General features: G+C 67.9%; 22 protein-coding genes and 1 tRNA gene. 13 read left to right on the forward strand and 10 right to left on the reverse strand.

What is annotated here, in order from left to right; all coding sequences use genetic code 11:
- Position 1: 1 nt before the first annotated feature.
- Positions 2–1,150: a serine hydrolase domain-containing protein gene (locus INP57_RS10305; protein ID WP_200069864.1), complete on the reverse strand. Its 1,149-nt coding sequence runs from the start codon at positions 1,148–1,150 to the stop codon at positions 2–4.
- A 181-nt stretch (positions 1,151–1,331) separates the two neighbouring features.
- A complete protein-coding gene (locus INP57_RS10310) occupies positions 1,332–2,639 on the reverse strand; it encodes a hemolysin family protein (protein WP_233627202.1) in 1,308 nt (435 codons plus the stop codon).
- Positions 2,640–3,869: 1,230 nt separating this feature from the next.
- Here INP57_RS10310 and INP57_RS10315 point away from each other — a divergent pair.
- Positions 3,870–4,232, forward strand: coding sequence for a hypothetical protein (locus tag INP57_RS10315; protein WP_200069865.1), 363 nt, complete (start codon positions 3,870–3,872; stop codon positions 4,230–4,232).
- Positions 4,233–4,675: 443 nt separating this feature from the next.
- Here INP57_RS10315 and INP57_RS10320 read toward each other — a convergent pair whose 3' ends face one another.
- Complete coding sequence (locus INP57_RS10320) at positions 4,676–5,359, reverse strand: glycosyltransferase (RefSeq protein ID WP_200069866.1); 684 nt, start codon at positions 5,357–5,359, stop codon at positions 4,676–4,678.
- Between the two features lie 315 nt (positions 5,360–5,674).
- Here INP57_RS10320 and INP57_RS10325 point away from each other — a divergent pair, with 315 nt between their 5' ends.
- Genes INP57_RS10325 through INP57_RS10335 form a run of 3 tightly spaced genes read left to right on the forward strand, consistent with a single transcriptional unit; the run spans position 5,675 to position 8,974 of the window.
- Positions 5,675–6,796 carry a glycosyltransferase gene (locus INP57_RS10325; RefSeq protein ID WP_233627203.1) on the forward strand — a complete coding sequence of 374 codons (1,122 nt, stop codon included), beginning with the start codon at positions 5,675–5,677 and terminating at the stop codon, positions 6,794–6,796.
- 28 nt (positions 6,797–6,824) lie between these two features.
- The gene (locus INP57_RS10330; protein ID WP_200069868.1) at positions 6,825–7,739 is read left to right on the forward strand and encodes an alpha/beta fold hydrolase; all 915 of its coding nucleotides are present in this window, start codon (positions 6,825–6,827) and stop codon (positions 7,737–7,739) included.
- Positions 7,736–8,974 carry a cytochrome P450 gene (locus INP57_RS10335; RefSeq protein ID WP_200069869.1) on the forward strand — a complete coding sequence of 413 codons (1,239 nt, stop codon included), beginning with the start codon at positions 7,736–7,738 and terminating at the stop codon, positions 8,972–8,974. Before INP57_RS10330 ends, INP57_RS10335 begins: the two co-directional genes overlap by 4 nt.
- Before the next feature lie 320 nt (positions 8,975–9,294).
- On the opposite strand, the gene INP57_RS10340 is transcribed toward INP57_RS10335, so the two are convergent.
- Positions 9,295–9,376 (reverse strand) — tRNA-Leu (locus INP57_RS10340).
- A gap of 315 nt (positions 9,377–9,691) precedes the next feature.
- Here INP57_RS10340 and INP57_RS10345 point away from each other — a divergent pair.
- Positions 9,692–10,063 carry a terminase gpP N-terminus-related DNA-binding protein gene (locus INP57_RS10345; RefSeq protein WP_233627325.1) on the forward strand — a complete coding sequence of 124 codons (372 nt, stop codon included), beginning with the start codon at positions 9,692–9,694 and terminating at the stop codon, positions 10,061–10,063.
- Entirely contained in the window at positions 10,060–10,860 is an 801-nt protein-coding gene (locus INP57_RS10350) for a DUF2637 domain-containing protein (protein WP_200069870.1), read from the forward strand. Before INP57_RS10345 ends, INP57_RS10350 begins: the two co-directional genes overlap by 4 nt.
- A 60-nt stretch (positions 10,861–10,920) precedes the next feature.
- Here INP57_RS10350 and trxB read toward each other — a convergent pair whose 3' ends face one another.
- The 3 genes from trxB to INP57_RS10365 all read right to left on the reverse strand — a co-directional run bounded on the left by trxB (position 10,921) and on the right by INP57_RS10365 (position 13,065).
- Positions 10,921–11,925 carry a thioredoxin-disulfide reductase gene (trxB, locus tag INP57_RS10355; protein ID WP_200069871.1) on the reverse strand — a complete coding sequence of 335 codons (1,005 nt, stop codon included), beginning with the start codon at positions 11,923–11,925 and terminating at the stop codon, positions 10,921–10,923.
- Positions 11,922–12,596, reverse strand: coding sequence for an arsenate reductase ArsC (locus INP57_RS29465; RefSeq protein ID WP_233627204.1), 675 nt, complete (start codon positions 12,594–12,596; stop codon positions 11,922–11,924). The genes trxB and INP57_RS29465 overlap by 4 nt, the downstream gene beginning before the upstream one ends.
- A gap of 100 nt (positions 12,597–12,696) precedes the next feature.
- Complete coding sequence (locus tag INP57_RS10365; protein ID WP_233627205.1) at positions 12,697–13,065, reverse strand: ArsR/SmtB family transcription factor; 369 nt, start codon at positions 13,063–13,065, stop codon at positions 12,697–12,699.
- Positions 13,066–13,266: 201 nt separating this feature from the next.
- On the opposite strand from INP57_RS10365, the gene arsD reads away from it, so the two are divergent.
- The 5 genes from arsD (at position 13,267) to INP57_RS10390 (ending at position 18,393) form a co-directional block, all read left to right on the forward strand.
- Positions 13,267–13,644 (forward strand): arsenite efflux transporter metallochaperone ArsD, encoded by a 378-nt coding sequence (gene arsD, locus INP57_RS10370; protein ID WP_200069872.1) that lies wholly within the window; start codon positions 13,267–13,269, stop codon positions 13,642–13,644.
- 2 nt (positions 13,645–13,646) lie between these two features.
- The gene (gene arsA / locus INP57_RS10375) at positions 13,647–15,446 is read left to right on the forward strand and encodes an arsenical pump-driving ATPase (RefSeq protein WP_307849998.1); all 1,800 of its coding nucleotides are present in this window, start codon (positions 13,647–13,649) and stop codon (positions 15,444–15,446) included.
- A gap of 69 nt (positions 15,447–15,515) precedes the next feature.
- A complete protein-coding gene (locus INP57_RS10380; protein WP_200069873.1) occupies positions 15,516–16,982 on the forward strand; it encodes an arsenic transporter in 1,467 nt (488 codons plus the stop codon).
- 54 nt (positions 16,983–17,036) lie between these two features.
- Positions 17,037–17,288, forward strand: a complete 252-nt coding sequence (locus INP57_RS10385) for a DUF2180 family protein (RefSeq protein WP_200069874.1) — start codon at positions 17,037–17,039, stop codon at positions 17,286–17,288.
- A gap of 46 nt (positions 17,289–17,334) precedes the next feature.
- Positions 17,335–18,393 (forward strand): ArsO family NAD(P)H-dependent flavin-containing monooxygenase, encoded by a 1,059-nt coding sequence (locus INP57_RS10390; RefSeq protein ID WP_200069875.1) that lies wholly within the window; start codon positions 17,335–17,337, stop codon positions 18,391–18,393.
- A gap of 8 nt (positions 18,394–18,401) precedes the next feature.
- Here the strand turns inward: INP57_RS10390 and INP57_RS10395 are convergent, their stop codons facing one another.
- From INP57_RS10395 to INP57_RS10405, 3 genes are read right to left on the reverse strand one after another with little or no spacing between them, the layout of a single operon-like run.
- On the reverse strand, positions 18,402–19,451 hold the full coding sequence (locus INP57_RS10395) for a flavin-containing monooxygenase (RefSeq protein WP_200069876.1): 1,050 nt from the start codon (positions 19,449–19,451) through the stop codon (positions 18,402–18,404).
- The gene (locus INP57_RS10400) at positions 19,448–20,662 is read right to left on the reverse strand and encodes an MFS transporter (RefSeq protein WP_200069877.1); all 1,215 of its coding nucleotides are present in this window, start codon (positions 20,660–20,662) and stop codon (positions 19,448–19,450) included. The genes INP57_RS10395 and INP57_RS10400 overlap by 4 nt, the downstream gene beginning before the upstream one ends.
- 13 nt (positions 20,663–20,675) lie before the next feature.
- Positions 20,676–22,010, reverse strand: a complete 1,335-nt coding sequence (locus INP57_RS10405; RefSeq protein ID WP_200069878.1) for an NAD(P)-binding domain-containing protein — start codon at positions 22,008–22,010, stop codon at positions 20,676–20,678.
- A 61-nt stretch (positions 22,011–22,071) separates the two neighbouring features.
- Here INP57_RS10405 and INP57_RS10410 point away from each other — a divergent pair, with 61 nt between their 5' ends.
- Positions 22,072–22,950 (forward strand): helix-turn-helix domain-containing GNAT family N-acetyltransferase, encoded by an 879-nt coding sequence (locus INP57_RS10410; protein ID WP_374220933.1) that lies wholly within the window; start codon positions 22,072–22,074, stop codon positions 22,948–22,950.
- Between the two features lie 155 nt (positions 22,951–23,105).
- A complete protein-coding gene (locus tag INP57_RS10415; protein WP_307849999.1) occupies positions 23,106–23,558 on the forward strand; it encodes a helix-turn-helix domain containing protein in 453 nt (150 codons plus the stop codon).
- Positions 23,559–23,742: the final 184 nt, after the last annotated feature.

The following is a 23,742-nucleotide window of genomic DNA, read 5'->3' on the forward strand; positions in this document are numbered from 1 at the left end:
CTCACGCCGCAGGTACGGGCGGCTGCGGGTAGGGCTGGTGGCAGACGGCCTGGTTGATCGCGTCGGCGGCGTCGTAGATGATCGGGACCGCCCGTTCGCCCAGCATGAAGACGTTCAGCGACATCGACACCTGTTGCCTGCCGTCGGCCGTGGAGAACGCATAACTGCTGTAGCCGGGGATCGAGCCGGTGTGGCCCCACAACGTGACACCGCAGGTCAGCTCGATGTTCTCCAGACCGAGTCCGTAGTCGGGAAAGACCGGGTCGCCACCGGGCACGGCCCGCAGCATCTCGTCGACCAGCGGACGCGGCAGCAGCTCGCCGCGGAACAGCGCGCGGTAGAAGCGGTTCATGTCCGCTGCACCGGAGACCATCCCGTACGACGCCCACGCGAACGACGGATCGAGCTCGGTCAACGGGTACCTCGTCGGATCGCCGGTCTGCTCGGGCAGCACGTGGTGACCGGTCGCGTGCGGCCCGTTGATCAGCGGGTAGTGCACCGGCAGGTAGCTCTGCCGCATCCCGGCTGGACCGAGGACGCGATGTTGGAACACCGCGCTCAACGGCTCACCGGTGAGCTCCTCGACGATCATGCCGAGCACGATGTAGTTGGTGTTGCTGTAACTCCACTGCTGCCCGGGTTCGGCGACCGGCCCGTGCGCGACGGCCAGGTCCACGAGCTGGCGAGGTGCGAAGGGCCGGTGCACGTAATCATCGGGAAATCGGAACTCCGGCGCCTGCGCGTAATCGAAGAGCCCACTGGTGTGCTGCAGCAGGTTCCGCACGGTGATCCGCTCGTCCCCCGGAACCACGTCCGGCAGCACTTCGGCCAGCGGCTGGTCGAGACCGAGGCGGTTTTCGTGCACCAGTTGCAGCACGATCGTCGCCGTGACGCTCTTGGTGAGGCTGGCGACCCGCCACCGCCCCCGCTGCGGCACCGGCGCACCGGTCCGCAGGTCGGCGACACCGCTGCGCAACACGGTTTCCGAACCCGGCTCGGAGTGCCGGTACAGCACACCCGGCACACCTTGCTCGACCATGCGGTCCAGCGCGTCCTGCACCTGCGGCTCGGCGGGCGCCGCCGCCACCTGCCCCGGTGCGCACAGCAGCACCAGGGCCGTGGCGACGAGACTCCACGTTCGCTTCGCCATCCGCCCTCCTCGATCAAGGAGGAGGCTACTCGCGCGACCCCGCCGCAGACGATCTTGCTGTTCGCTGCACGTCCGCCTGCCATGCGTCCGGCCGCCCCACCGCCGGCCAGGACGACGCAGATCGTGCTCCGTTTCCGCGATTTGGCCGGTCGGCGCACCAGGCGCGGCGAGTGGGCCCGGCTCAGCCCGGTTCGGAATCAGCCCGTTCGGTCCCCTCCGCGCTGACGTCCACGCGCACCCGGGAAATCCGCAAGCCTTCCATGGCCAGAACGGTGAACTCGTGCCCCAATGCGCGCACGGATTCACCGGCGGCGGGAATGCGGCCGAACCGCCCGAGGACGAATCCAGCCAACGTGTCGTACGGCCCCTCCGGCAGCACGACACCGGTCTTGTCCTCAACGTCGTTGCGGTGCAGCATCCCGTCGAGCTCGAAGACACCGGCAGCGGACGTGGTCGCCGCGCGCCCACCGGGGTCGTACTCGTCCCAGATCTCCCCGACGATCTCCTCGACGAGATCTTCGACGCTGACGATGCCATCGGTGCCGCCGTACTCGTCGGCGACGACGGCCAAGTGGCTGCCGTCGCGGCCGCGCATCCGGGTCAGCGCGGCCAGCACCGGCTTGGTGCCCGGCATGACGGCGATCGGGCGTGCCAGCCCGCCGACCGTGCTCGCGCCGCGGCGGCCGCGGGTCGCGGTGTACAGATCGCGGATGTGCACGAACCCGACCACGTCGTCGGGCGATGCTTCCCGCATCACCGGGTAGCGCGAGTGCGGTTTTCCCGCGACCTCGTCGGCCGCCTCCCGCGGTGACATCGCGGCGTCCAGGAAGTGCACCTCGGTGCGGGGAACCATGACTTCGCTGAGCACCCGATCACCTGCCTCGAACGCGTCGATGATCAGCCGGCGCTCCTCCACGGTGAGCTGATCGCTGGCGCGGACCATGTCGCGCAGCTCCTGCTCGCTCACCGAGCCTTCCGCCTCCCGCGGGCTCAGCCCCATCAGCCGCACCACGGCGTTCGTCGACTTCGACAGCAACCAGATCACCGGACGGCAAGCTGTCGCCACCGCGTCGAGCACTCCGGCCGCCGTGAGCGACACCGCCTCGGGCTTCTGCAACGCGAGCCGCTTCGGCGCCAACTCGCCGAATACGAGCGAGAGGTACGAGACGAACACCGTCACCGCGATCAACGACACCGTGGCCGACAGCCCCGCGGGCAGTCCCCAACCGGACAGCGCGGGTTCCAGCCGCACGGCGATCGTCGCCCCGCCGTAGCTGGAGGCGAAGAACCCGGTGAAGGTGACGCCGATCTGCACGGCGGACAGGAACCGGTTCGGATCGGCTTTCAGCCGTGCCACGCCCCTACCGCGCCGTCCGGCTTCGGCGAGCCGGTGGACCTGGGCGTCCCGGAGCGAGACCAGCGCGATCTCCGCAGCGGCGAAGAAGCCGCCGAGCAGGACGAACCAACGCCAGGTTCGCCGCGACGCCATCCATCCCGCAATCGTGACCGCCGAATCCCCGGACCACCAGCGGGCGGCGCGTCCACCGCCGCAGCGAGGAGAATCATCGGGGCGATCAAACCAGCCAGCACCGAATGCGCCACCGAGAACCGGGAAGGCCGACCAGCAGATCACGGATGCATGCGCGCTATGCCGGCGCGCACGGTCGCAACCACATCGGGATTCTATGATCAGTCCCACTTGACCCGCCATTTCAAGCGCGTGCTCGGCGTTGCGCCCGGCGCGTACGCCCGCAGCAGCCCCGGCCTCGACAACGTGTCGCGTCGAGCCGAAATGAGGAAACCGCGGCAGCCTCGTAGGACGAACCCCCTACGAAAGGCCGCGCTCGGGCGGGCATTCGGTCCGACGCCCTTCCTGCCGGCAACGGCCAGTTCCGACTCCTGTAGAACAACCTCGGCAGGCACCGAAACACGCTCATGCGATTTCTGCAGAATACGGTTATTACACACTGTAACCCTGGTTGAGGCGGACAGGTGACCACCTCGGCCATTATGATGAAGCATTCTAGACGCTGTTGATGTCACCCGCCTGAGCGATGTGCTCGTTTCGGTTCCCGCCTGTAGATTTCACCATCGACCGGCACGGATACGGAGGTCAGTAGTGGATTAGCAACCGAGACGTCCCTGCTCGTCAGCCGTTGGACGGTAGTCGGCTTGCCGTGTACGGAAGCGGACTCAGCGACAGGGACTCCGTCGCCAGCGTTCGCTGCACCAGAGCAATAACAAGAATCCACATCTTGGACCACCCGCAAAGTCGGAGAAGAAGGCGGCACGACCGTCATTCGTATCGATATCTCCGACGGCGGCAACACGTTCTGCCTCGATGCCGGCAGCGACGAACCCGAGGTCGGCCCGGGCAGCCAGGTGAGGATCACCAAGACCGCTGGCTCGGACCAGCAGAAGTGGCACGTCCGGGAGGACTGACGCGGGGCGAAGCTGCTCAACTTCGCCCCGTACCTGAATTGGGGATCCGGGCTAGGCATGAGGACCACTTCGGAAACCACTCGCACGACGAAGCAGTGCTGGTCAGTAACATTCCGTCGACGAACCAGCTGTAGTACCGGAGCCACAACGACTACTCGGACATCATCCGGAATTAGCAGTCGAGCGGCCATGGGAACGGCGAAGCGGTTGCCAAACTCCACGCCCTCTGCATTGCCGCTCCCGCACAAAGAGTTGGGATGGTATTATCATGCTTGGCTTGGATGAAACTAAAAACAAGCTGCTCAAAGACGGCGACGCTCTCTTTGGACGCGCCATCCGCGACATCCTCGGAAGTCTTCCTTTTGTGACGAAAGGGCGCGCCCATCGTACTTTTGATATCTCTATTGTGAACCTCAGCGACTACACCCTGACGCCGTGTTTCGTCCAGTTTCAACACGGGAGGATGTCGATCTCCTCCGTTTCACCCGGCGGTTATATCGCAATTGATCCGGACGACCCCGGAGAGGACCATCGCAGTTGGCCGGGGCAAGGAGCGAAAGAGTACGAAATAATTCCGGGTGCCGGCGGTTGCATTGCCAGCGAGTCCAAAGGATTTGCGACCGGCGTAGAGGTGAGATGATATTTTTGTCACACCTCCCCGGCAACAAGTTCGGCGAAATTCTGCAAATACACTGGGACAACCCGTTCAAGGGGAGCAACGCGCTGGATGTGCGGCCCAACAAATCGGCTATCGATGCGGATTGGAGCGACATCCACGGAAATAACGCACAGGTCCTCTTGCACATCAAGAATTCCTGGCGCCCATGACCGGTGGCGGTGGGCGGTGCAGAGTGCGAGCCGGACCGGGTCGTGCAACTTCCGCGCTGCAGCCTGTCCCGCAGAGCCATGAACCGCTCCCGCAACCACCGATACCCGGTCTGCTTGAAGCACGTCGCATCGCCGCTGAGGCCACCCCCGCCGAAGCCGCTCACAACGCAGACTCGCCCGCGCACACGATCGACACCGTCCTCAGCAATGCCGTCACCGGCTTACAGCAGCTTTCGGCCGTCCTGCGGTGGAAGCTCATGAAAAACTGTGAACGGGTCGCCAGTCCAGATGCCGAGCTTGCTGCGGGAGCGGCACATAGTCGCATCCAGCTCGCGGAGCCTCGGGCGACGCTGATCCCGTTCTACCGCGAGTCGTACTCACTCCACGATATTGACTGCGCAATCGCAGCCTCGCGCTGAGCACACGCATCGACGACACACTGCGGATCCGTGGCTCGCGCGCGTCATCGAACTGCGGTCCCTGCACGTCGATGTCCCCGAAGAACCGGCTCAGCAGCGAGAAGTGCTCGTTGCCGGCGAAGGTCGGGCACAGCCGAACCACCAGCACCCCGGCTTTCCCGGCCGCGGCGCGGTCTCCCGCGCCGTGCCGAGGAAACCCCCAGCGTCGCGCGCATCCCGCTCGCTGCGCCCTGGCCGTTCTGCCGCGGGCCGGCGGGTACCCCGCCGCGATCGGGACGAAATCGGCGCCTGCGGCCTCGACGGGGCCCTGCCAGGCCTCGCCGGTCAGGTAGGAGACGCGGTGGCCGCGGCGAGTCAGCTCCTCGACCAGCGGCAGGGTCGGGTTCACGTGTCCGTGCGCGGGAATGATGGCGAAGGCCAAGTGGCGGGGCATGCTTCCTCGTCTGACGCGATAGATGAGATGCGGCCGCTTCGGATCCACAGCGTTTTTCCACGCTACGGATAAATCGCCATCAAACAAGTTTCCCGATAGTGACGCCGAATACACCCTGCCGACCCTGTTTCCGCGGATCAACGTGCAACCCCTGTGACCTGCGCTTCCGCTCGGGCGGCCGGTCCGGATTCCGAGAAGGACCACTTGGTAGCACCGCAGGCACCATCCGCGCGCGAACCTTGCCCGGATCTCATATGACCACTCGAACGGGTGATCATCGCGGGAGGTGGGTTGTCGCGCGGGGCACCGACATGAATGGATCCGAGTAGGAAATTTTCGTCGTGAAGGTTTGATATGAGGGTTCTCGTAACCACGCTTCCCGCATTCGGTCATTTCTATCCGATGGTCGCGTTCTCCTGGGCGCTGCGCAGCGCTGGTCATCAGGTGCTCGTCGCGGGCCCGCGGCTGATCGTGAATGAAGCCCGCAACGCGGGACTGGCGGGCACGGTCGTCAGCGATGTCTCCGTCCGCGACCTGTGGGCGGCCAGTGACGATCCGACCGGGGAAGACAACCACCGGCCGATCGCCGACCTCGGCTTGGATATCGCCGACCGCGCGGCCACCGACGTCCTCCAGCTCTGTCGTGACTGGCGCCCGGACGTGGTGATGTCCGATCCCATGGAGTTCGCCGGACCGCTCGCCGCCGGACTGGCCGGGATCCCCACCGTGTCGCACCGCTGGGGACTGCACTGCCCGGACGAACTGATCAGCTCCTTGTGGGAATCGGCCGGGCCGAAGCGGCGGGCGCTGCACGATCGCTTCGGGATCGACGCCGCCGCGCTCGAACCGCACGCCGTGCTGGACACGTGCCCGCCGGGGCTGCGCCGCACCGAGAACTCCTCGTGGATTTCGATGCGATACGTCCCCTACTGCGGCAACGCGGTGCTGCCGCGCTGGCTGACCGAACCCCGCGCGAAACCCCGGGTGTGCGTGTCCATGAGCAGCCTGCCGATGCGGCAGGGCCTGGAAGCGCTCAGTACCGCCGCGCGAGCGTTGTCCGACATGCCGGTGGAGGTCGTGCTGTCCGGCACCGGATCCCGGGATTCCTCGCTGGGGGCTCTCCCGCCGAACGTGCGGGCGCCGGGCTGGCTCCCGCACGACCAGCTGTTGTCCGCGTGCGATGCGGTCGTGCACCACGGCGGGGCGGGCAGCTCGATGGTCTCGTTGACCAAGGCGTTGCCGCAGATCGTTGTGCCGCAGCTCGGCGACCAGTTCGCCAACGCCGAACAGCTCGAACGACGCGGCATCGCCCACAGGATTGCGGTGTCCGACCTGTCCGAGGAGGCCGTCGCCGAGGGCGTCGAGCGCGTTCTCGAGGACCCGGCGTACCGGAACAACGCCGCCGAACTCCGCTCCGAGATCGAGGCGATGCGCTCGCCCACCCGCGCGGTCGCCGAGTTCGAGAGCGCCGCGTGCGCCGCGAGCACCGGCGCTACGCCGCCGGAACCCGTCCCGGCGCCCTGACATCGCTGACCACACGAGGAGTTGAGGCATGTCGCCTGCCGCCTCCGGCAGTCTCGGCAGGATCCGCGAACGCGTCATCAGCACATCCCGGGGCCCGCTCAGCGCGCTCGAAGCACACCCTCCCGGCGAGGCGCTCGGCCGGATCGTGATGGTGACCGGATACCTGCACGACAAGAACCTGTGGACCGTGCCGCTGGCGTTGCTGTCCCGCGCCGGGTACCGCTGCCTGGTGTACAACCACCTCGGGCAGCCCGGATCGGGACGGGTGTCCGAATCCGGTGCCTACGAGGTGCAAAAGCTCGCCGGTGATCTGTCGGACGTGCTCACCACCTGGACGGGCGGCGATCCGGTGCACCTGCTGGGCAGCTGTCTCGGCGGATTCGTCGCCCGCACGGCCGTGCTCGATGCGCCCCGCGCTGTCCGCAGCCTGACGCTGATCTCCTCCGGCCCCGGGCTCACCGCGTCCAAGTCCCCGGAGTTCCCGGACCACGTCCGGGAACTGCTCGCGAACGGCGGTCCGCGGGCGTTGTGGGAGGAGGTCTCTGGGTGGCTTCTCACGCACGGGCGGGAGGGCGGCCGCGCGTTCGACAGCTTCCGGCGCAACGTCCTCGACGCCGATCCCGAGCACCTGCTCGGATTCCCGGCGTCGCTGCGGAACCTGGATCCGCGGGAAGCGGACCTGTCCGCTGTGGACGTTCCCAAACTGGTCGTTCACGGAGGCGACGACGACACGTGGCCGCCGGACAGCATCGACCGCATGGCACGGCGGATCGGCGCGCGCAGCGCCGCGGTCGCGGGTGCCGGCCACGGTCCGCTGGTCGAACGGCCCGCCGCGACCACCGCGATGATCCGCGCGTTCCTGGAGAGCAGCCGCCCGGCCCTACCGGAACCCCCGGCCGACCCCTCACCCACCCCGTCCGGAAGGACAAGGACTGCGGGATGACATCGACGACCGACCTGCTCGGCGCGGATGAGCGCGCGCGCCTGTTCCAGCGCATCATCAAGCCGCGCGTCCTCGCCGACCCCTACCCCGACTACGCGGAGTTGTTCGGCGATACCCGCGTCCTGGAAAGCCCGCTGCCGCAGGTGTTGGACGGCATCCTCCTGTCGTCCTACGAGGACTGCCTGGACCTGGTGCGCAGCCGCTCGTTCGGGGCGCTGGACGCAGCGCACCTGGACATGCTCGGCCACGAGTGGCGCAGCAGCGGCGCGGAGCGGGTGGTTCGCCGCGCGGTGGGATTCCGCAATTCCCCGCAGCACCAGCACTTCCGCGCAGCAATGGCTCCCCATTTCACGCCCCGCCGCATCGCGGCGCTGCGCGATTCGATCAGCGCGACGGTGGACGAGGTCCTCGGCTCGCTCACGGGACGCGAAGCCGACCTCGTGGCGGACGTGGCACGCCCGCTCCCCGCCGCGGTCATGGGTTCGGTGTTCGGAATCGACCGCAGCACGACGCGGGAGCTGGTCCGGTTGGGCGAGGACACCGGCGCCATCCTGGACCCGATCCGGTCACCGGCCCAGAACCGGCGCATGGAAGCGTCGACCCTCGCCATGGTCGAGATCTTCGACGGGCTGATCGCCGAACGCCGGGCCGCCCCCGACGACACCCTGCTGTCGTCCATCGTCGAGGCCTTCTCCCGGGACGGCGAGGAACACGAGGACCTGGTGGGGAACCTGGTTTTCCTGTTCACCGCAGGCCACGAAACCCTCACCGGGTTCCTCGGGCTGGCGTTGCGCGCGCTGCTGGACGAGCCCGCGCAGGCCGATCTGCTGCGGAACGACCCGGATCTGGCGTCCTCGGCGGTCGAGGAGCTGCTGCGCTTCGACGCTCCGGTGCAGATGTTATTCCGGATGGCCGACGAACCCGCGGTCCTCGGCGATCGGAAGGTGCAGCCTGGAACCCTTGTCATCGGTCTCGTAGGAGCTGCCCACCGCGATCCGCAGCAGTTCACCGCACCCGCCCGCCTCGACCTGACCCGCGACGGCGTGCGTCCGTTGAGTTTCGGCGCCGGGCCGCACTACTGCCTCGGAGCGGCGCTCGCGCGCCTCGAGGCCGAGGTCCTTCTTCCGCGCCTGCTGCGGGCGTTCCCCGGGATGCGCCCGTGCGGAAGTCCGCGGTTCCGTTCACCCGGTGTCGTCCTCCGCGGTCTGGAAACCCTGCCCGTCCTCCTACGCTGAGCGGGCCTGGGAGTGAGCGGTACCTGCTGCCCGACCCGGCCGGCGGTAGGTGGCTACCCGTTCGGGGACAGCGGGAACGGCAGCAGCGGGGCGCCGTCCTGCGGTGGCGGCACCCTCCCTGTGTGGCCATCTCCGGCGCTCTTCGCACTTGTGGAGGTTGCGCTTCGCACCCGAGATAAGTCCGGCCCGGATCAGAACTCGGAATACAGCTGGGCCGCCCACGTCATCATCGGTGACCTCATTTCGCGGCAGTGCTCCCAAACAGCAATCAGCCCCTATCGGCGTAGAACACCGATAGGGGCTGTGAACTGCTAAAATCGTGGTGCGCGATGCTGGGATTGAACCAGCGACCTCTACCGTGTCAAGGTAGTGGCCCTTCGATTCTGACCAGCACACTCGCGCTCCGCCGCAGGTCAGCGGGCTTCGTTCCTCCTCGTTCCGACGGGTTGTGGCGCGTTGAACCGCGTTCCGGTCGCCATCAGATCGCCATATGATCTTGACGTTGGACCGGGCTGCATGCTGGCCGTCGTCCCCTCTCCGCCTTCTCGTCGATCCAGCCAACTCCGCAATAGCCGCGGAAGTCGCCGGTCGACGAAGGCCCCGTTCTCAACGTCGGACGTCGACCGACCGCGTCAGAGCATTCGTCGTGCAGGTCGTTGTTCTAGTAAGTACCCGAAAGCGGACCTAACGCTAGAGCGTACGAACCACCGCGACCTACTGGTCGAAGGTCCAGAAATCCAGGTCAGCCCCGTAGACGGGCTCGCTCGACAACTCGATGACGACCAGGTCCAGAAGCTCATCGAGGGCTACACCTCGGGCGCGACCGTCTACGAGCTGGGTGACCAGTTCGGCATCGAGCGCCGCACCGTGTCCGCGATCCTGCACCGCCACGGTGTCCCGATGCGCCGCCGCGGCCTGTCCACCGAGCAGATCGACGACGCCGTCCGGCTCTACAACCAAGGCTGGTCACTGGCCCGGATCGCCGCACACATGGACGTCGCCGCCCGCACCGTCCGCCAACGCCTGCACGAGCGCGACGTCCCGATCCGCGACACCCACGGGCAGACCTGGGCAGGTGCAGCGCGATGACCGCCACACCGTCCACACCGAGCCCCGCTCCCGACCGGTCACTGCACCTGCAGTGCGCCTGCACCCTCCTGGTGGCCGTCGGCGCCGCCTACGTCTCCTACCGGCACGGCCGCGACTTCGCCCTGCGATTCGGCGCCGACGAGACCACAGCCACCCTCTGGCCGCTCATCGTTGACGGCTTGTTGACGATGGCGACCATCGAACTGTGGAAAACCGGCCACCGCCATCGCGCCACCGGCCAGTGGAAGGCATGGTTGTCGTTCGCCCTCGGGATCGGGTTGTCGCTGTGCGCCAACATCGCCTCCGCACCCGAGCTGAACGCCTTCTCCATCGCCGTAGCCGCCTGCCCACCACTCGCGCTACTGCTGTCAGTCGAACTGCTCAACCAGGCGCTCAAGCGGCGCCGAGCGGAGACGTCAAACGGCACCGGTCACGAGTCAGATGAGAACGCATCACCAGAGCCGTACTCACCGGACACCGGTGAAACCCGCCCGTTGTCGAAGGGCTCCGAGACGAGTGCCGAGGTGCCAGCGCTGCGCACGATGGTGAACAACGTGCCTGGTCACTGCACCAACAGCGCTGACGCTGGCTCAGGAGTACCGCACGGTGAGGATGCTGATCCGCTGCGCGCAAAGGCATACCGGCTCGACGCCGAACACTGGAACCTCTACCAACGTCCGATCTCAGCCGACACCCTCCGCCGCAAGCTCAGCATCGGCTCGAAACGAGCACGCGCCCTCACCCACCACCTCCGCCAGCAACGCCAACCCGGAGCGATGCTGGCAGCGGTGGAATAGACGCCGTGGCCCTTACCCGCATGAACGACCTTCCGTCGGGTAAGGGCCACGCGTCTGAGGTCAGCGCGCGGCGGTTCCGACCTTGGCGGCGTATCCACCGCCTGTGTGTTCTGGAGCGATGTGTGCCGCACTGGTCGCTTCGTGTTCGGCGAGCCAGCGTTCGGCGTCTATGGCTGCCGCACAACCAGAGCCGGCCGCGGTGATGGCCTGGCGGTAGGTCTTGTCGACCAGGTCGCCTGCTGCGAAGACACCGGGGATTCCGGTTTGCGTGGTGGGCTGTTGCACGAGGACGTATTTCTCTTCGTCAACGTGGAGTTGGTCGCGGACCAGTTCGCTGCGGGGTTCGTGTCCGATCGCGACGAACATGCCGCTGACCGGAAGCTCGGATTCGGCACCGGTGACTGTGTCCTGCAGCTTCAACCCGGTGACCGCGGTGTCGCCGACGACCTCGGTGACGACGGCGTTGGTGCGCCACTTGATCTTCTCGTTCGCGCGGGCGCGTTCGAGCATGATCTTGGAGGCGCGGAATTCCTCGCGGCGGTGGATGATCGTGACCGAGCGGGCGAAGCGGGTGAGGAAGGTCGCTTCCTCCATCGCCGAATCGCCGCCGCCGACGACGGCGATGTCCTGGTCGAGGAAGAAGAACCCGTCGCAGGTGGCGCAGGACGACACACCGCGCCCGAGCAGGCGTTCCTCGCCGGGCACTCCGACGTAGCGGGCGGCGGCGCCCATCGCGAGGATGATGGCCTTGGCCCGGTACTCGACGCCATTGGCGAGGACCGTTTTCGTCTCACCGCTGAGGTCGATGTTCTCGACGTCCTCGGTTCTCAGTTCGGCACCGAAGCGCAGGGCTTGGTTGCGCATCTGCTCCATGAGTTCGGGACCCATGATGCCGTCGCGGAAGCCCGGATAGTTCTCGACCTCGGTGGTGGTCATCAGCGCGCCACCGAACTGGGTGCCCTCGAAGACAAGGGGGTCGAGTTCGGCCCGAGCGGCATACACGGCGGCGGTATATCCGGCGGGGCCGGAGCCGACGATGATCAGGTTGCGGATCTCGCTCGTCACCGCGCGGCCTCCGGTGCCAGTTCGGCGAGCAGGCTGGTGACGCGGCGGTCGATCTCGTCGCGGATGGCGCGGACTTCCTCGACCGACTTCCCGGCGGGGTCGTCAAGTTCCCAGTCGAGGTAGCGCTTGCCGGGGAAGACCGGGCAGGCATCCCCGCAGCCCATCGTAATCACGACGTCGGCGGCCTCGACCGCCTCGGTCGTCAAGGGCTTGGGGAACTCCTGGGACAGGTCGAGGTCGAGTTCGGCCATCGCGTGCACCACCGCTGGGTTGATCGTCTCGGCCGGGGCGGAGCCGGCCGAACGGACGGTGACCCGACCTTGGGCGCGGTGGTGCAGCAGCGCGGCGGCCATCTGGGATCGGCCTGCATTGTGCACGCAGACGAACAGCACTTCGGGGGTCGAGGACACGAGGGCTCCTTGGTTCTTGGCGATCGAGGTGAGGCGTTCGCGGGCGAAGCGCATCGCGAGGGTCGCGAGGTGGGTGTGCACCCGGGCGGTGGCGTTGAGTTGCGTGTAGGTCTCGTCCAGTACCGCGCGGATGGTCTCCGGGCCGAAGATCCCCTGAAACTGGGGTTGCAGGTCGGCGGTGGCGCGGTCGAGGAGTTCGGTGACGTGTGGGTCGGTCAGCCGGTATTCCTCGGCATCGTGGTGGTGGGGTGACGTGTTCATGGTCAGTCGCCTGGAGTTCGGTAGGGCGAGTCTTGGCTCGGGGCTTGCTTGGCTGGGGTCAGGTCTCCTATCGAGTGCTGTTGATGGGACGGCGCTCGGCTCAGGCACAGGGGCGGCGGATGGCCTGGGCATGGTGTGCCTGCGCGGTGAGGTTCGCGATGCCGACGGTGAGCAGGCTCAGCGCGTCCGGGCGCAGCCGGTAGTAGGTGTACCGCCCGCGCGGCTCGGCGGTGACGAAGCCAGCTTCGCGGAGAACACGCAGGTGGTGGCTGATGGTGGATTGCCGTGCTCCGGTGTCCTCCACCAGGTGGCAGGTGCACATCTGCTCACGGGCAAGCAGGCGCACGATCTCCGCGCGGAGCGGGTCCCCGAAGAGCTTCACCACAGCCTCGGCAAGGTCGGGTTGCGCCTCCACAGCCTGCCCGGGAGCCTCTTCTGCGCCAGCACCAGCAACGGGTGACATCAACATAGTTCGATGAAAGCACCGGACGAGGCGTCCCGTCAAGCAACGACCACGAGGGTTCACGATGGCTATGAGCAGCCCTTTTAGCCGATTCCCTTCATTGCACAGAAGCCAGAGAGGCCGTGGTCACATCAGCTAAGTTTGATTCATCAGCTTCGGTCGATGTAGCGTCGGCTGGGTAGTACTCCCAGCGGGAAGGGGTCCGTGATGGCGTCTGTCGAGATTTATGACCCGGCGATGTGCTGTTCGACCGGGGTGTGTGGGCCATCGGTCGACCCGGCGTTGACGCAGTTCGCCGCTGACGTGGAGTGGCTGGACTCCGCGGGCGTGGAGGTCCACCGGTTCGGGTTGTCCTCCGAGCCCGGCCAGTTCGTGGAGAACGGCGAGGTCGGCGCGCTGCTGAAGGACAAGGGCGAAGAAGCCCTTCCTGCCGTGTTCGTCGACGGTGCACTGCGCACCTCCGGGCGGTATCCGACCCGCGTGGAACTGGCCGAGTGGACGGGTGTGGCCACCGAGCGCCCTGGCCTGCCGGTGATCGAGCAGTCTGAGCCCGGTAGTGGTTGCTGCGGCGGCGGGGAGTGCTGAGCGTGGGCACGGTGCCCGCCGATCAGGTCCTCGGCGGTCTGCTCCGGGTGCGCACGCCGTTCGTGTTCTTCACCGGCAAGGGCGGCGTGGGTAAGACCTCGACGGCGTCGGCGACGGCGATCGGACTGGCCGATGCCGGGCGCAGCGTGCTGGTGGCCAGCACCGACCCCGCCTCCAACCTCGACGAGGTCCTGGAGACCACTGCGGGACGGGACCCGCGGCCGGTACCCGGGGTGACCGGGTTATTCGTGATGAACCTCGATCCGAACGTCGCGGCGGCCCAGTACCGGGAGAAGGTCCTCGGCCCGTACCGGGACAGCCTGCCCGCCTCAGCGGTGGAACAGATCGAAGAACAGCTCTCCGGCGCCTGCACGGTCGAGATCGCAGCATTCAACGAGTTCGTCGCGTTGCTGGCCGACCCGGAGATCCGCGAGCGGTTCGACCACGTGGTCTTCGACACTGCGCCCACCGGACACACGCTGCGCCTGCTGAGCCTGCCCAGCGCGTGGTCGGACTTCCTGGCCACCAGCCCCGGCGGCGCTTCGTGCATCGGCCCGCTGGCGGAGATGGGCGCGCAGCAGCAGCGCTATACCGAGGCGATGCACGCCCTGGCCGACGCTGATCAGACCACGCTGGTCCTGGTGACCCGACCCGAGCAGGGAGCACTGGCAGAAGCCGAACGGGCGTCTGCCGAACTGCGGGAACTGGGCGTCTGCAACCAGCGGTTGATCGTCAACGGCGTGTTCACTGCCACCCGCGACGACGATCCCCTGGCGCAGGCGTGGCAGCAGCGCGCTCAGGACGCGCTGACGCAGATGCCCGAGTCGTTGGCGGAGGTCACCGAGATCGAGTCCGTACCCTTGTTGCCGGAGCTGCCGCTGGGCGTGCGGGGCCTACGCGCCATGCTCTGCCCCATGCTGCCAGCGAGCGCGGTCTCAACAGCGGATGCCGTGTTGCCCGCCGGGGTGGCGACCCATGTGCGGGATCTGATCGAGGAGGTCGCCGCCAACGGCCGCGGTCTGGTGATGACGCTGGGCAAGGGCGGCGTCGGCAAGACCACGGTCGCCTCCGGGGTCGCCGTGGGGCTCGCTCGGCGGGGGCTTCCGGTCACGCTGACCACGACCGATCCGGCCGCGCATCTGGACACCTCGCTGGGCGACGGTCTTGGTGACCTGGAGGTCACGCGCATTGACCCGGTGGTCGAGACGGCGGCGTATACCGAGGCGGTGCTCGCCGAGGCCAGCGCGGACCTTGATGAGCAGGGCCGGGCTTTGCTGGTGGAGGACCTTCGGTCGCCGTGCACCGAGGAGATCGCTGTCTTCCACGCCTTCGCCCGCACCGTGGCCGCCGCCCAGGACCGGATCGTCGTGGTCGACACCGCCCCGACCGGGCACACGCTGTTGCTGCTGGATGCCTCGCGCAGCTACCAGCGCCAGTTGTCCCAGCAGTCCGGCCAGGCTCCACCGCCCGAGGCCGTGGAATTGCTCGACCGGCTGACCGACCCGGATTACACCCGCGTCGTGCTGGTGACCCTGCCGGAGGCCACCCCAGTGCATGAGGCCGCCGCGCTACAGGGGGATCTCGCTCGGGCAGGCATCAAGCCGTTCGCCTGGGTGGTCAACCAGAGCTTGGCTGCGGCCTCCCCCGTCGACCCGCTGCTGGTGGCCCGCGCCGCCTCCGAACGCCGCTATCTCGCCGAGGTCGCCACCGACCACGCCGAGCGCACCGCTGTGCTGCCGTGGCGCGCGGCGACACCGGTCGGTGCCGAACAACTGGCGCTTCTCGCGAACGGCGAGCACTAACCCGACTGGTGGCCGGTAGCCGGCCGCCACCGACTCCGACTCACGCTCGACAGGAGAGACAACGACGCCATGACTGTGGCAGCCATTCTGATCTTCCTCGCCACGCTCACCTTGGTGATCTGGCAACCCAAGGGCCTGGGCATCGGCTGGAGCGCGCTCGGCGGCGCGGTGGTGGCCCTGGCGACCACAGTGGTCCACCTCTCCGACGTGCCCACCGTGGTCGGCATCGTCTGGAACGCGACCCTGGCCTTTGTCGCCGTGATCATCATTTCGCTGATCCTCGACGAGTGCGGCTTCTTCGAGTGGGCCGCACTCCACGTCGCCCGGTGGGGACGCGGACACGGCCGAGCGCTGTTCGTGTTGATCGTTCTGCTCGGGGCCGCGATCGCCGCGGTGTTCGCCAACGACGGCGCCGCGCTGATCCTGACCCCGATCGTCATGCAGATCATGCTCGCGCTGCGGTTCTCCCCGAAGGCATCACTGGGCTTCGTCATGGCCACCGGGTTCATCGCCGACACCGGCAGCCTGCCGCTGGTCGTGTCCAACCTGGTCAACATCGTCTCCGCCGACTTCTTCCACATCGACTTCGCCCGATTCGCCGCGGTCATGGTCCCGGTCGGCCTCGTCTCCGTGACCGCCAGCCTGGGCGTACTACTGCTGTACTTCCGCCGCTCGATCCCGAAGATCTACGATGTCACCGCCCTGCGCCAGCCAGCGGAGGCAATCAGCGACCAGGTGACCTTCCGCGCCGGGTGGGGCGTGCTCGTCCTGCTGCTGATCGGCTACTTCGGCGCCGACCCCATCGGCGTGCCGCTGTCGGTCGTTGCCGGATCCGGCGCGCTGATCCTCATCGCGGTCGCCGCCCGCAAGCCCGCCTTCGCCTTCCCTCAGTCCGTGCGTCAGCCGCTACCCGCGACCGTGGGCGCAGGAAGCGCGGGGACCGGCGAGCAGCACCCGGTGGGCGATCCGCGTAACACCGCCGACGAGGGCGATCTCGCAGCAGCCCCGGCCACGTCCGACGGCGACCGTCCGACCGGGCCGCGACGCATTCCGGTCGGCAAGGTCATCCGGGAAGCGCCCTGGCAGATCGTGCTGTTTTCGATCGGCATGTACCTGGTCGTCTACGGCCTGCGCAACCAGGGGCTCACCGGCGAGTTGGCCAAGCTGTTCGGGTTCTTCGCCAACCACGGGGTGCTGGCCGCCGCGCTGGGCACTGGTGTCGTGGTGGCGGTGCTGTCGTCGATCATGAACAACATGCCCACGGTGCTCATCGCCGCGCTGGCCATCGGCGCCGTCGGGGCGACCGGGCTCACCCACGAGGCGATGGTCTACGCCAACGTCATCGGCTCCGATCTCGGACCCAAGATCACCCCGATTGGCAGCCTGGCCACCCTGCTGTGGCTGCACGTGCTCGACCGCAAGGGAATGCACATCGGCTGGGGCCGCTACTTCCGCACCGGCATCGTCCTCACCATCCCCGTCCTGCTCGTCACGCTCGCCGCACTGGCCGGGTGGCTCACCATCATCGGCACCTAACCGGAATTCCGGGTCGGCAAGGTCGTCCCCGGGCACGCACGGAAGGAGACCGTCATGCATTGCTTCGACTGCGTAGAGCACAACGTCGAACGGCCAGCCGTGGGGACCTGTATGGACTGCGGCGCGGGCGTGTGCGCCGAACACGCCCGCCCTGAACGACGACCGGTCACCTGCCGCATGAGTGCCGGCATGATCCCCGTGCAACAGCCAACACAAGTGGCTGCTCGTATCCTGCGCTGCTCGGCCTGCACCCAGGTCCGCACGACCGTCGCGGCCTGCGAAACACAGGGCGGCCGGAACTGCTAATGATCGCCAGGTCGTTCGAGGGCACTGTGAGCAGGCGGAGGTAGACATGGCTGAGGTCGTGGACGTGGTCGTGATCGGCGGCGGGCAAACCGGCTTGGCCGCCGGGTACTTCCTCCGCCGAGCCCGCCTGAAGTTCGCCATCCTGGACGCACAAGACCAGCCGGGAGGGGCGTGGCGACACGGCTGGGACTCGCTGCGGCTGTTCTCCCCGGCCGAGTACAGCCCGCTGCCCGGCTGGTGGATGCCCCGCCAAGACGGCGAAACCTTCCCCACCGCTGACCACGTCGTCAGTTACCTGCGCGACTACGAGCGGCGATACGAGCTGCCCGTGCACCGCCCCGTCCACGTGCATGGCGTCCACGACGCCGGGGCGTGGCTGGCCGTCGACACCGACCACGGGACGTGGCGCACCTCGATCGTCATCAGCGCAACCGGCACCTGGGACACACCATACCTGCCCGTCTACCCCGGCAGCGACGAATTCGCGGGAGAACAACTGCACACCGTCGCCTACCGCTCGCCGGGGCAGTTCCGCGATCAACGCGTGGTAGTCGTGGGAGGCGGCAATTCCGCAGCACAGATCCTGGCCGATGTCTCCACCGTCGCCGCCACGACCTGGGTCACCCAGCGTCCACCCCGGTTCATGCCCGATGACGTGGACGGCCGTGTCCTGTTCGACGTGGCCACCCGGCGCGAAGCCGCCCGCCGGGCCGGCACGGACAGCGACGGCGTCTCTGGACTCGGCGACATCGTGATGGTGCCCAGCGTGCGCGAAGCCCGTGACCGCGGCGTGCTACAGGCCCACCCCATGTTCGACCGCCTGACCCGCGTTGGCGTGGCCTGGAACGACGGAACCGAGCAACCCGTTGATGCGATCATCTGGTGCACCGGCTTCCGCCCCACACTGGATCACCTGGCCCCCTTGGGACTGGAGGTTCAGAACGGAGTACCGAAGACGGTGGGGACGCGGTCGGTCGACGAGTCGCGCCTGTACCTGCTGGGGTACGGGGATTGGACGGGGTCGGCCTCGGCCACCCTGATCGGCGCGGGTCGCACCGCAAAGGCGACCGTCGCCGAGATCACCGATCGCTTGCGCACCGCATGATGCGTCGATCAGGTGCGGGCACGAAGGAGGCGTGCGGCGACATAGCGGGCGTCCCGGCCGACTCCGCGCAGCGTGGCGGAAGCGAAGCTGCGCTGCCACTCCAGCCCGACATAGCCCAGTCCCGGCACGGTCGTGGACAGCCCGCGCTTCTGGTAGGGCAAGCCGCGGTGGTCGAGCGCCCCAGTTGAGTCCAAGTAGGACAGTTCAGGACGGTAGCCGGTGGCCAGGATGATGGTGTCGACGTGCTCGCGGGTGCCATCCGGCCAGGTGAACTGGCTGGGCTCGATGGCGGTGAACATCCGCCGCTGGTCTGGGTTGCCCGCGTTGATGGCGTGCCGGTAGCGGCCGTCATCGTTGACCGGCATGGGCGGCGGGGTGTGCACCAGGTGTCCGATCGGCAGGTGGTCGAATCCGCTGGCCACGGACCAGAAGTGCACGTCCCGACTCAGGATGAGCTGCGGTGCGAACTTGATCGGGTGCCGGGTGGCCAGCGTGACCCGGGCATGGGCAGCGAGTTCGGTTCCGATCTGCACCGCGGAGTTCGCCGCACCCACCACGACGATCCGCTGCCCGGTGAACCCGGTGGGTTCACGGTAGTCGGCGGCGTGCAGCACGGCACCGGTGAACGAATCCAGGCCGGGCAGGTTCGGCCGGTAGGGGCGCCCGAACGCTCCGCTCGCCGCGATTACGAGGGGTGCCGTTACTGTCTCACCATTGTGGACTTCGGCCACGAATCGGCCGCCGTCGCGGCGAATGCGCTCGACGCGGTGGTCGGTGCGGATGTCGGCGTCGAGGTTCTTGGCGTAGCGGCGCAGGTAGTCGATCACCTCGTCGCGATGCGGGTAGTGGTCCGGGTTGCCGGGTAAGGCCATCCCGGGCAGGGCGCTGTAGCGGGCCGGGGAGAACAGGGTGAGGCTGTCGTAGTACGTCGGCCACGACCCCACCGGTTCCGGTCCGGCTTCGAGCAGCACCGGCACTCGGCCGGCTCGGCGGAGGGCGTGGGCGGCAGCGAGGCCGGACTGCCCGCCGCCGATCACGAGAGCATCGACATCGGTCACGAGATGTTCCTTTCAGGATTCGTAGCAAGGGAGAGCAGGGCTGCGGCGGTGGTGACCGCGCCCAGGACGAGGAAGGTCGTGGCATAGCCGCCGAGCAGGCTGGCGAGCGCGGCGCCGGCGAACGGAGCCAGCGCCATCGTGATCGTCAACGGTGCGGACAGCAGGCCGGTGAGCTGCCCGTAGTACCGGGCTCCCCACCGGTCGGTCACGGCGGTGGCCTGTAGCAGCGTGAACACTCCACGTGCCATGCCCGCCAGGATCTCGGCGACGATCAACGCGGCCACCGAGGTGAGCACGCCGAGCAGCGCCGTGGTCAGCGCCATCGCCAGCAGGATCAGCGCGGTGCGTGCCCGCACGGTGGTGCGCCGAGTCAGCGTGCTGTAGCCGAGCCTTCCGAGGACCTGACCGGCACCGCCGAGCCCCAACGCGACCGAGGCGGTAGCGGTGCCGATGCCGCGTTCGGCCAGCAACGGCACCAGGTTGATCACGACGGCGAAGGTGGCGAACGCGGCCACGCTCAACGCGACGGTCAACACGACGAACACCGGGCTCCGGGCGACCTGCCGCGGGTCAGCCTCCTCGTATCGGGATTCGGCCACCGGGCGTTCCGGCCACGGCAGGGCGAGACCGAACCAGTGCCCGGGAATCGTGACCGCCGCGAGGACCCCGGCCAGCACGAGGTAGGTCGCCCGCCAATCCAGACCGGCGGCGAGTGCGGCGGTCAGCGGGGCGAACACGGTGCTGGCCAGCCCCGCGGCCAAGGTCAGGATCGTCAGCGCGCGGACGCGATCGGGTCCGTGCCACCGGGTCAGCGCGGCGAATGCCGGCGGATACAGCACCGCTCCCATCGCCACCCCGACCAGCAGCCACGCGGAGAGGAACCACGCCAGGTTCTGCGCGGTGGCCACCGCCACGAGGGCGGGTACGGCCAGCGTCGAGCCTGCGGTCATCACCCCGCGCGGCCCCCGGCGATCCAGCCATCGGCCGACCGGGATGCCGACCAGGGCAGCGATGAGCTGGCTAGCCGACAACGCCGCAGTGATCGCCGTGGTCGGCCAGCCCGTCGTCGCGGAGATGTCCCCGGCCAGGACGGGAAAGGCGTAGTAGAGCACGCCCCAACTGGTGATCTCGGTGACGCACAAGGTCACCAGCACCCGCCGCAACCCCGCCCGGCTCACCACATCCGACTGCGCGAGCGTTCCGGAGGACACCGGCGTGCCCAGCTCAGCTCGCGGACGGCGCCGACACGGTCAGCGCCTCCGGCTCAGCCGATGCGCCGCAGCACCCGCCATCCTGCTCCTCGGCCGCAGCGTCGAAGACTCCAGCACCGCCGCACACCCCGGTCTCCGGCAACACCAACTCGACCCGCTCGGCAGACTCACGGTCGCCGGCCAGCGCGGCGGCGATCGAGCGCACCTGCTCGTAGCCAGTCATCGCCAAGAACGTCGGCGCGCGGCCGTAGCTCTTCATCCCCGCCAGGAACACCCCGGGCTCCGGATGGGACAGCTCGGTGACCCCGTGCGGGTAGACCGTGCCGCAGGAGTGCACGTTCGGGTCGATCAACGGCGCCAACGCCACCGGCGCCTCCAACGTCGCATCCAGGCCCAGCCGGATCTCCGACAGCCACGACAGGTCGGGGCGGAACCCGGTCAGCACCACGACCTCGTCGACCGACTCGACCCGCGCTCCCGCATCGGATACCAGGCCAAGTCGGTGTGCGTCGCGTTCGACCGCTGCGGTGCGGAATCCAGTGACGATCGCGATCCGCCCGACCTCGACGGCGGCCTTGGCCCGCTGGCCGAGCGCACCCCGGGCGGGCAACTGATCGGCTTGGCCACCGCCGAAGGTGTCGCCCACCTCGCCGCGACGCAGCAACCACGTGATCCGCGTGTCCGGATGCTGAGCGGCCAGCTCATCGAAGGCGACCAGCGCCGTCAACGCCGAATGCCCACTTCCCGCCACCACCATGTGCCGCCCCGCATACCGCTGGCGGACCACCGCATCGGTCAGATCCGGCACCTGGTACACGATCTGCCCAGCCACAGCGTGCTCACCCACGGCGGGCAGCCCGTCGCCACCGAGCGGATTCGGATTGCTCCAGGTACCCGAGGCATCGATCACCGCCTGCGCGGTAACCCGTTCCTCAGTGCCCGCAGCGGTGCGCAGGTGCACGGTCAACGGCTCGGTGTCGCGCCCAGCGTCAACGACCCGGTCCCGGCCACGTCGAGCCACGCCCACGACCTCGGCGCCGAACCGCACCCGCGCGCCCAGTGCGTCGGCCAACGGGCGCAGGTAGTACTCGGCCCACTCCCTGCCCGTCGGGTAGCTGGCCTCATCAGGGACCTGCCAGCCCGTTGCGTCCAGTAGGCGGCGCGCGGCCGGGTCGATCAGCTCGGCCCAGCGGGAGAACAGGCGCACGTGATGCCACTGCACGACCGCGGCCCCTGCTTGATCGGCGCGCTCCAGCACCAGCGGTTCCACGCCCCGCTCGACCAGCTCGGCAGCCGCCGCCAACCCGACCGGACCAGCACCGACCACCACTACAGGCGTCTCGCTCATCACTCACTCCTTCTATCGATGGATCTCGATTGAGTTGAGCTGAATGTATCGAGCGTTCTCGATGGAAGCAACCATCGATTTCAATCGATACACTGGCGGCATGGCCATCGCACTCCGGCAAGCACAGGTCCTGCCCACCTCCGATGCGGCCACCTACGCCGACTGGTTCGCCTGCCTCGGCGAACCCGTGCGGGTGCGACTGCTGCACGCCGTGGCCACCAGCCCGAAGGGCATCACCGTGGGTGCGTTGACAAAGATCCTGGGCACCAGTCAGTCGACATGCTCATTCCACGTGCGCAAGCTCGCCGACGTCGGCTTCGTCCGCCTGAGCAAGGAAGGCACCGCCACGATCGTCACGATCAACGAAGCCTGCTGCACCGGCCTGCCCCACGCCGCCGACGCGGTCATGGGGCTACTCGGCCCGCAGCCCTGCTGCCCGGACAATCTCCCGACCGACGTCACCGTCCGAGCACTGAGCGCCGATGACTGGACCGCGGTGCGCCGCATCTACGCCGAGGGCATCGACACCGGCATCGCCACCTTCGAGACGACCGTGCCCAGCAAGGCGAGCCTCGACGCCAAGTGGCTGCCCGACCATCGCTGGGTCGCCGAACTCGACGGTGAGGTTGTCGGCTGGACCGCGGCCAGCCCGGTCTCACCCCGCGAGTGCTACGCCGGCGTCGCCGAGACCGCCGTCTACGTCGCCGACGGCTACCGCAGACGAGGAATTGGAAAAGCCCTGCTGTACAAGCAAGTCACCGAGGCCGACGCCGCCGGACTCTGGACCCTGCAGACCGCGGTCTTCACCGACAACCGCGCCAGCATCGCCCTCCACCACGCCGCCGGCTACCGCACCGTCGGCATCCGCGAACGCATCGCCCAACGCGACGGCGCCTGGCACGACACCGTGTTCCTCGAACGCCGCTCACCGATCAACTGACGCAAGACATGCACCAACGTGACGCTGGCGGATCAGCACCGGCATCGCAAACGCGGTTCGCATGGTGTAGCGATCGGCACACGAGTTCAGGAAGCCCCCATGCCGCGAATCATCGCAGGCCGCATGCTGTTCAGGGGCTTCCTGAACCCTTTCCTGTGGAGGTTGGGGGAGCTTACTCGAACACAAAAGACCAGGTCAGCGCGCTGGAAACCCTGCGGCAACAGCTGCCCGACCTCGAAGACCCCCTCCAACCGAAACCCAAGCGGCAACGGCCGAACCGCGCCAAGCAACTCGACGGCGAGCAAGTGCAGCACTTGATCGAGGGCTACCGGTCCGGCGCGACCATCTACGAGCTGGGTGATCAGTTCGGCATCGAGCGCCGCACCGTCAGCACGATCCTGCACCGCCACGGTGTCCCGATGCGCCGACGCGGCCTATCCGAAGAACAGATCGACGACGCCGTCCGCCTCTACAACCAGGGATGGTCGCTGGCCCGGATCGGCAACCGCATGGACGTCGCCGCCGGCACCGTGCGCCAACGGCTGCACGAGCACGGCGTCACGATGCGCAACACCCAAGGCCAGCCGCGGGCAGGTGACGCCCGATGAACAGCACGACAACCGGAACGACCCAACCCCGTGACCGTTCCCTACATCTGCAAGCATCTGGAACGGGAGTGTCGGTCGAACGGTGTTTCCGGCCTGACGCGCCGGGCGAAGGTCCGGTGGGAAGGGCGCCGTGACTGATGGCATCCGATGCTGTGAGCACATCGAAAAGTGAGAAGAATTCAGG

Origin of the sequence: Saccharopolyspora galaxeae (genome assembly GCF_016526145.1) — a bacterium.
Lineage (GTDB): Bacteria > Actinomycetota > Actinomycetes > Mycobacteriales > Pseudonocardiaceae > Saccharopolyspora_C > Saccharopolyspora_C galaxeae.

Coding starts and splice junctions, on each gene's coding strand:
- INP57_RS10305 (WP_200069864.1), bottom strand. CDS start 1,150: ATGGCGAAGCGAACGTGGAGTCTCGTCGCCACGGCCCTGGTGCTGCTG.
- INP57_RS10310 (WP_233627202.1), bottom strand. CDS start 2,639: ATGGCGTCGCGGCGAACCTGGCGTTGGTTCGTCCTGCTCGGCGGCTTC.
- INP57_RS10325 (WP_233627203.1), top strand. CDS start 5,675: ATGGTCGCGTTCTCCTGGGCGCTGCGCAGCGCTGGTCATCAGGTGCTC.
- INP57_RS10330 (WP_200069868.1), top strand. CDS start 6,825: ATGTCGCCTGCCGCCTCCGGCAGTCTCGGCAGGATCCGCGAACGCGTC.
- INP57_RS10335 (WP_200069869.1), top strand. CDS start 7,736: ATGACATCGACGACCGACCTGCTCGGCGCGGATGAGCGCGCGCGCCTG.
- INP57_RS10350 (WP_200069870.1), top strand. CDS start 10,060: ATGACCGCCACACCGTCCACACCGAGCCCCGCTCCCGACCGGTCACTG.
- INP57_RS29465 (WP_233627204.1), bottom strand. CDS start 12,596: ATGAACACGTCACCCCACCACCACGATGCCGAGGAATACCGGCTGACC.
- INP57_RS10365 (WP_233627205.1), bottom strand. CDS start 13,065: ATGTTGATGTCACCCGTTGCTGGTGCTGGCGCAGAAGAGGCTCCCGGG.
- arsD (WP_200069872.1), top strand. CDS start 13,267: ATGGCGTCTGTCGAGATTTATGACCCGGCGATGTGCTGTTCGACCGGG.
- INP57_RS10380 (WP_200069873.1), top strand. CDS start 15,516: ATGACTGTGGCAGCCATTCTGATCTTCCTCGCCACGCTCACCTTGGTG.
- INP57_RS10385 (WP_200069874.1), top strand. CDS start 17,037: ATGCATTGCTTCGACTGCGTAGAGCACAACGTCGAACGGCCAGCCGTG.
- INP57_RS10390 (WP_200069875.1), top strand. CDS start 17,335: ATGGCTGAGGTCGTGGACGTGGTCGTGATCGGCGGCGGGCAAACCGGC.
- INP57_RS10405 (WP_200069878.1), bottom strand. CDS start 22,010: ATGAGCGAGACGCCTGTAGTGGTGGTCGGTGCTGGTCCGGTCGGGTTG.
- INP57_RS10410 (WP_374220933.1), top strand. CDS start 22,072: ATGGAAGCAACCATCGATTTCAATCGATACACTGGCGGCATGGCCATC.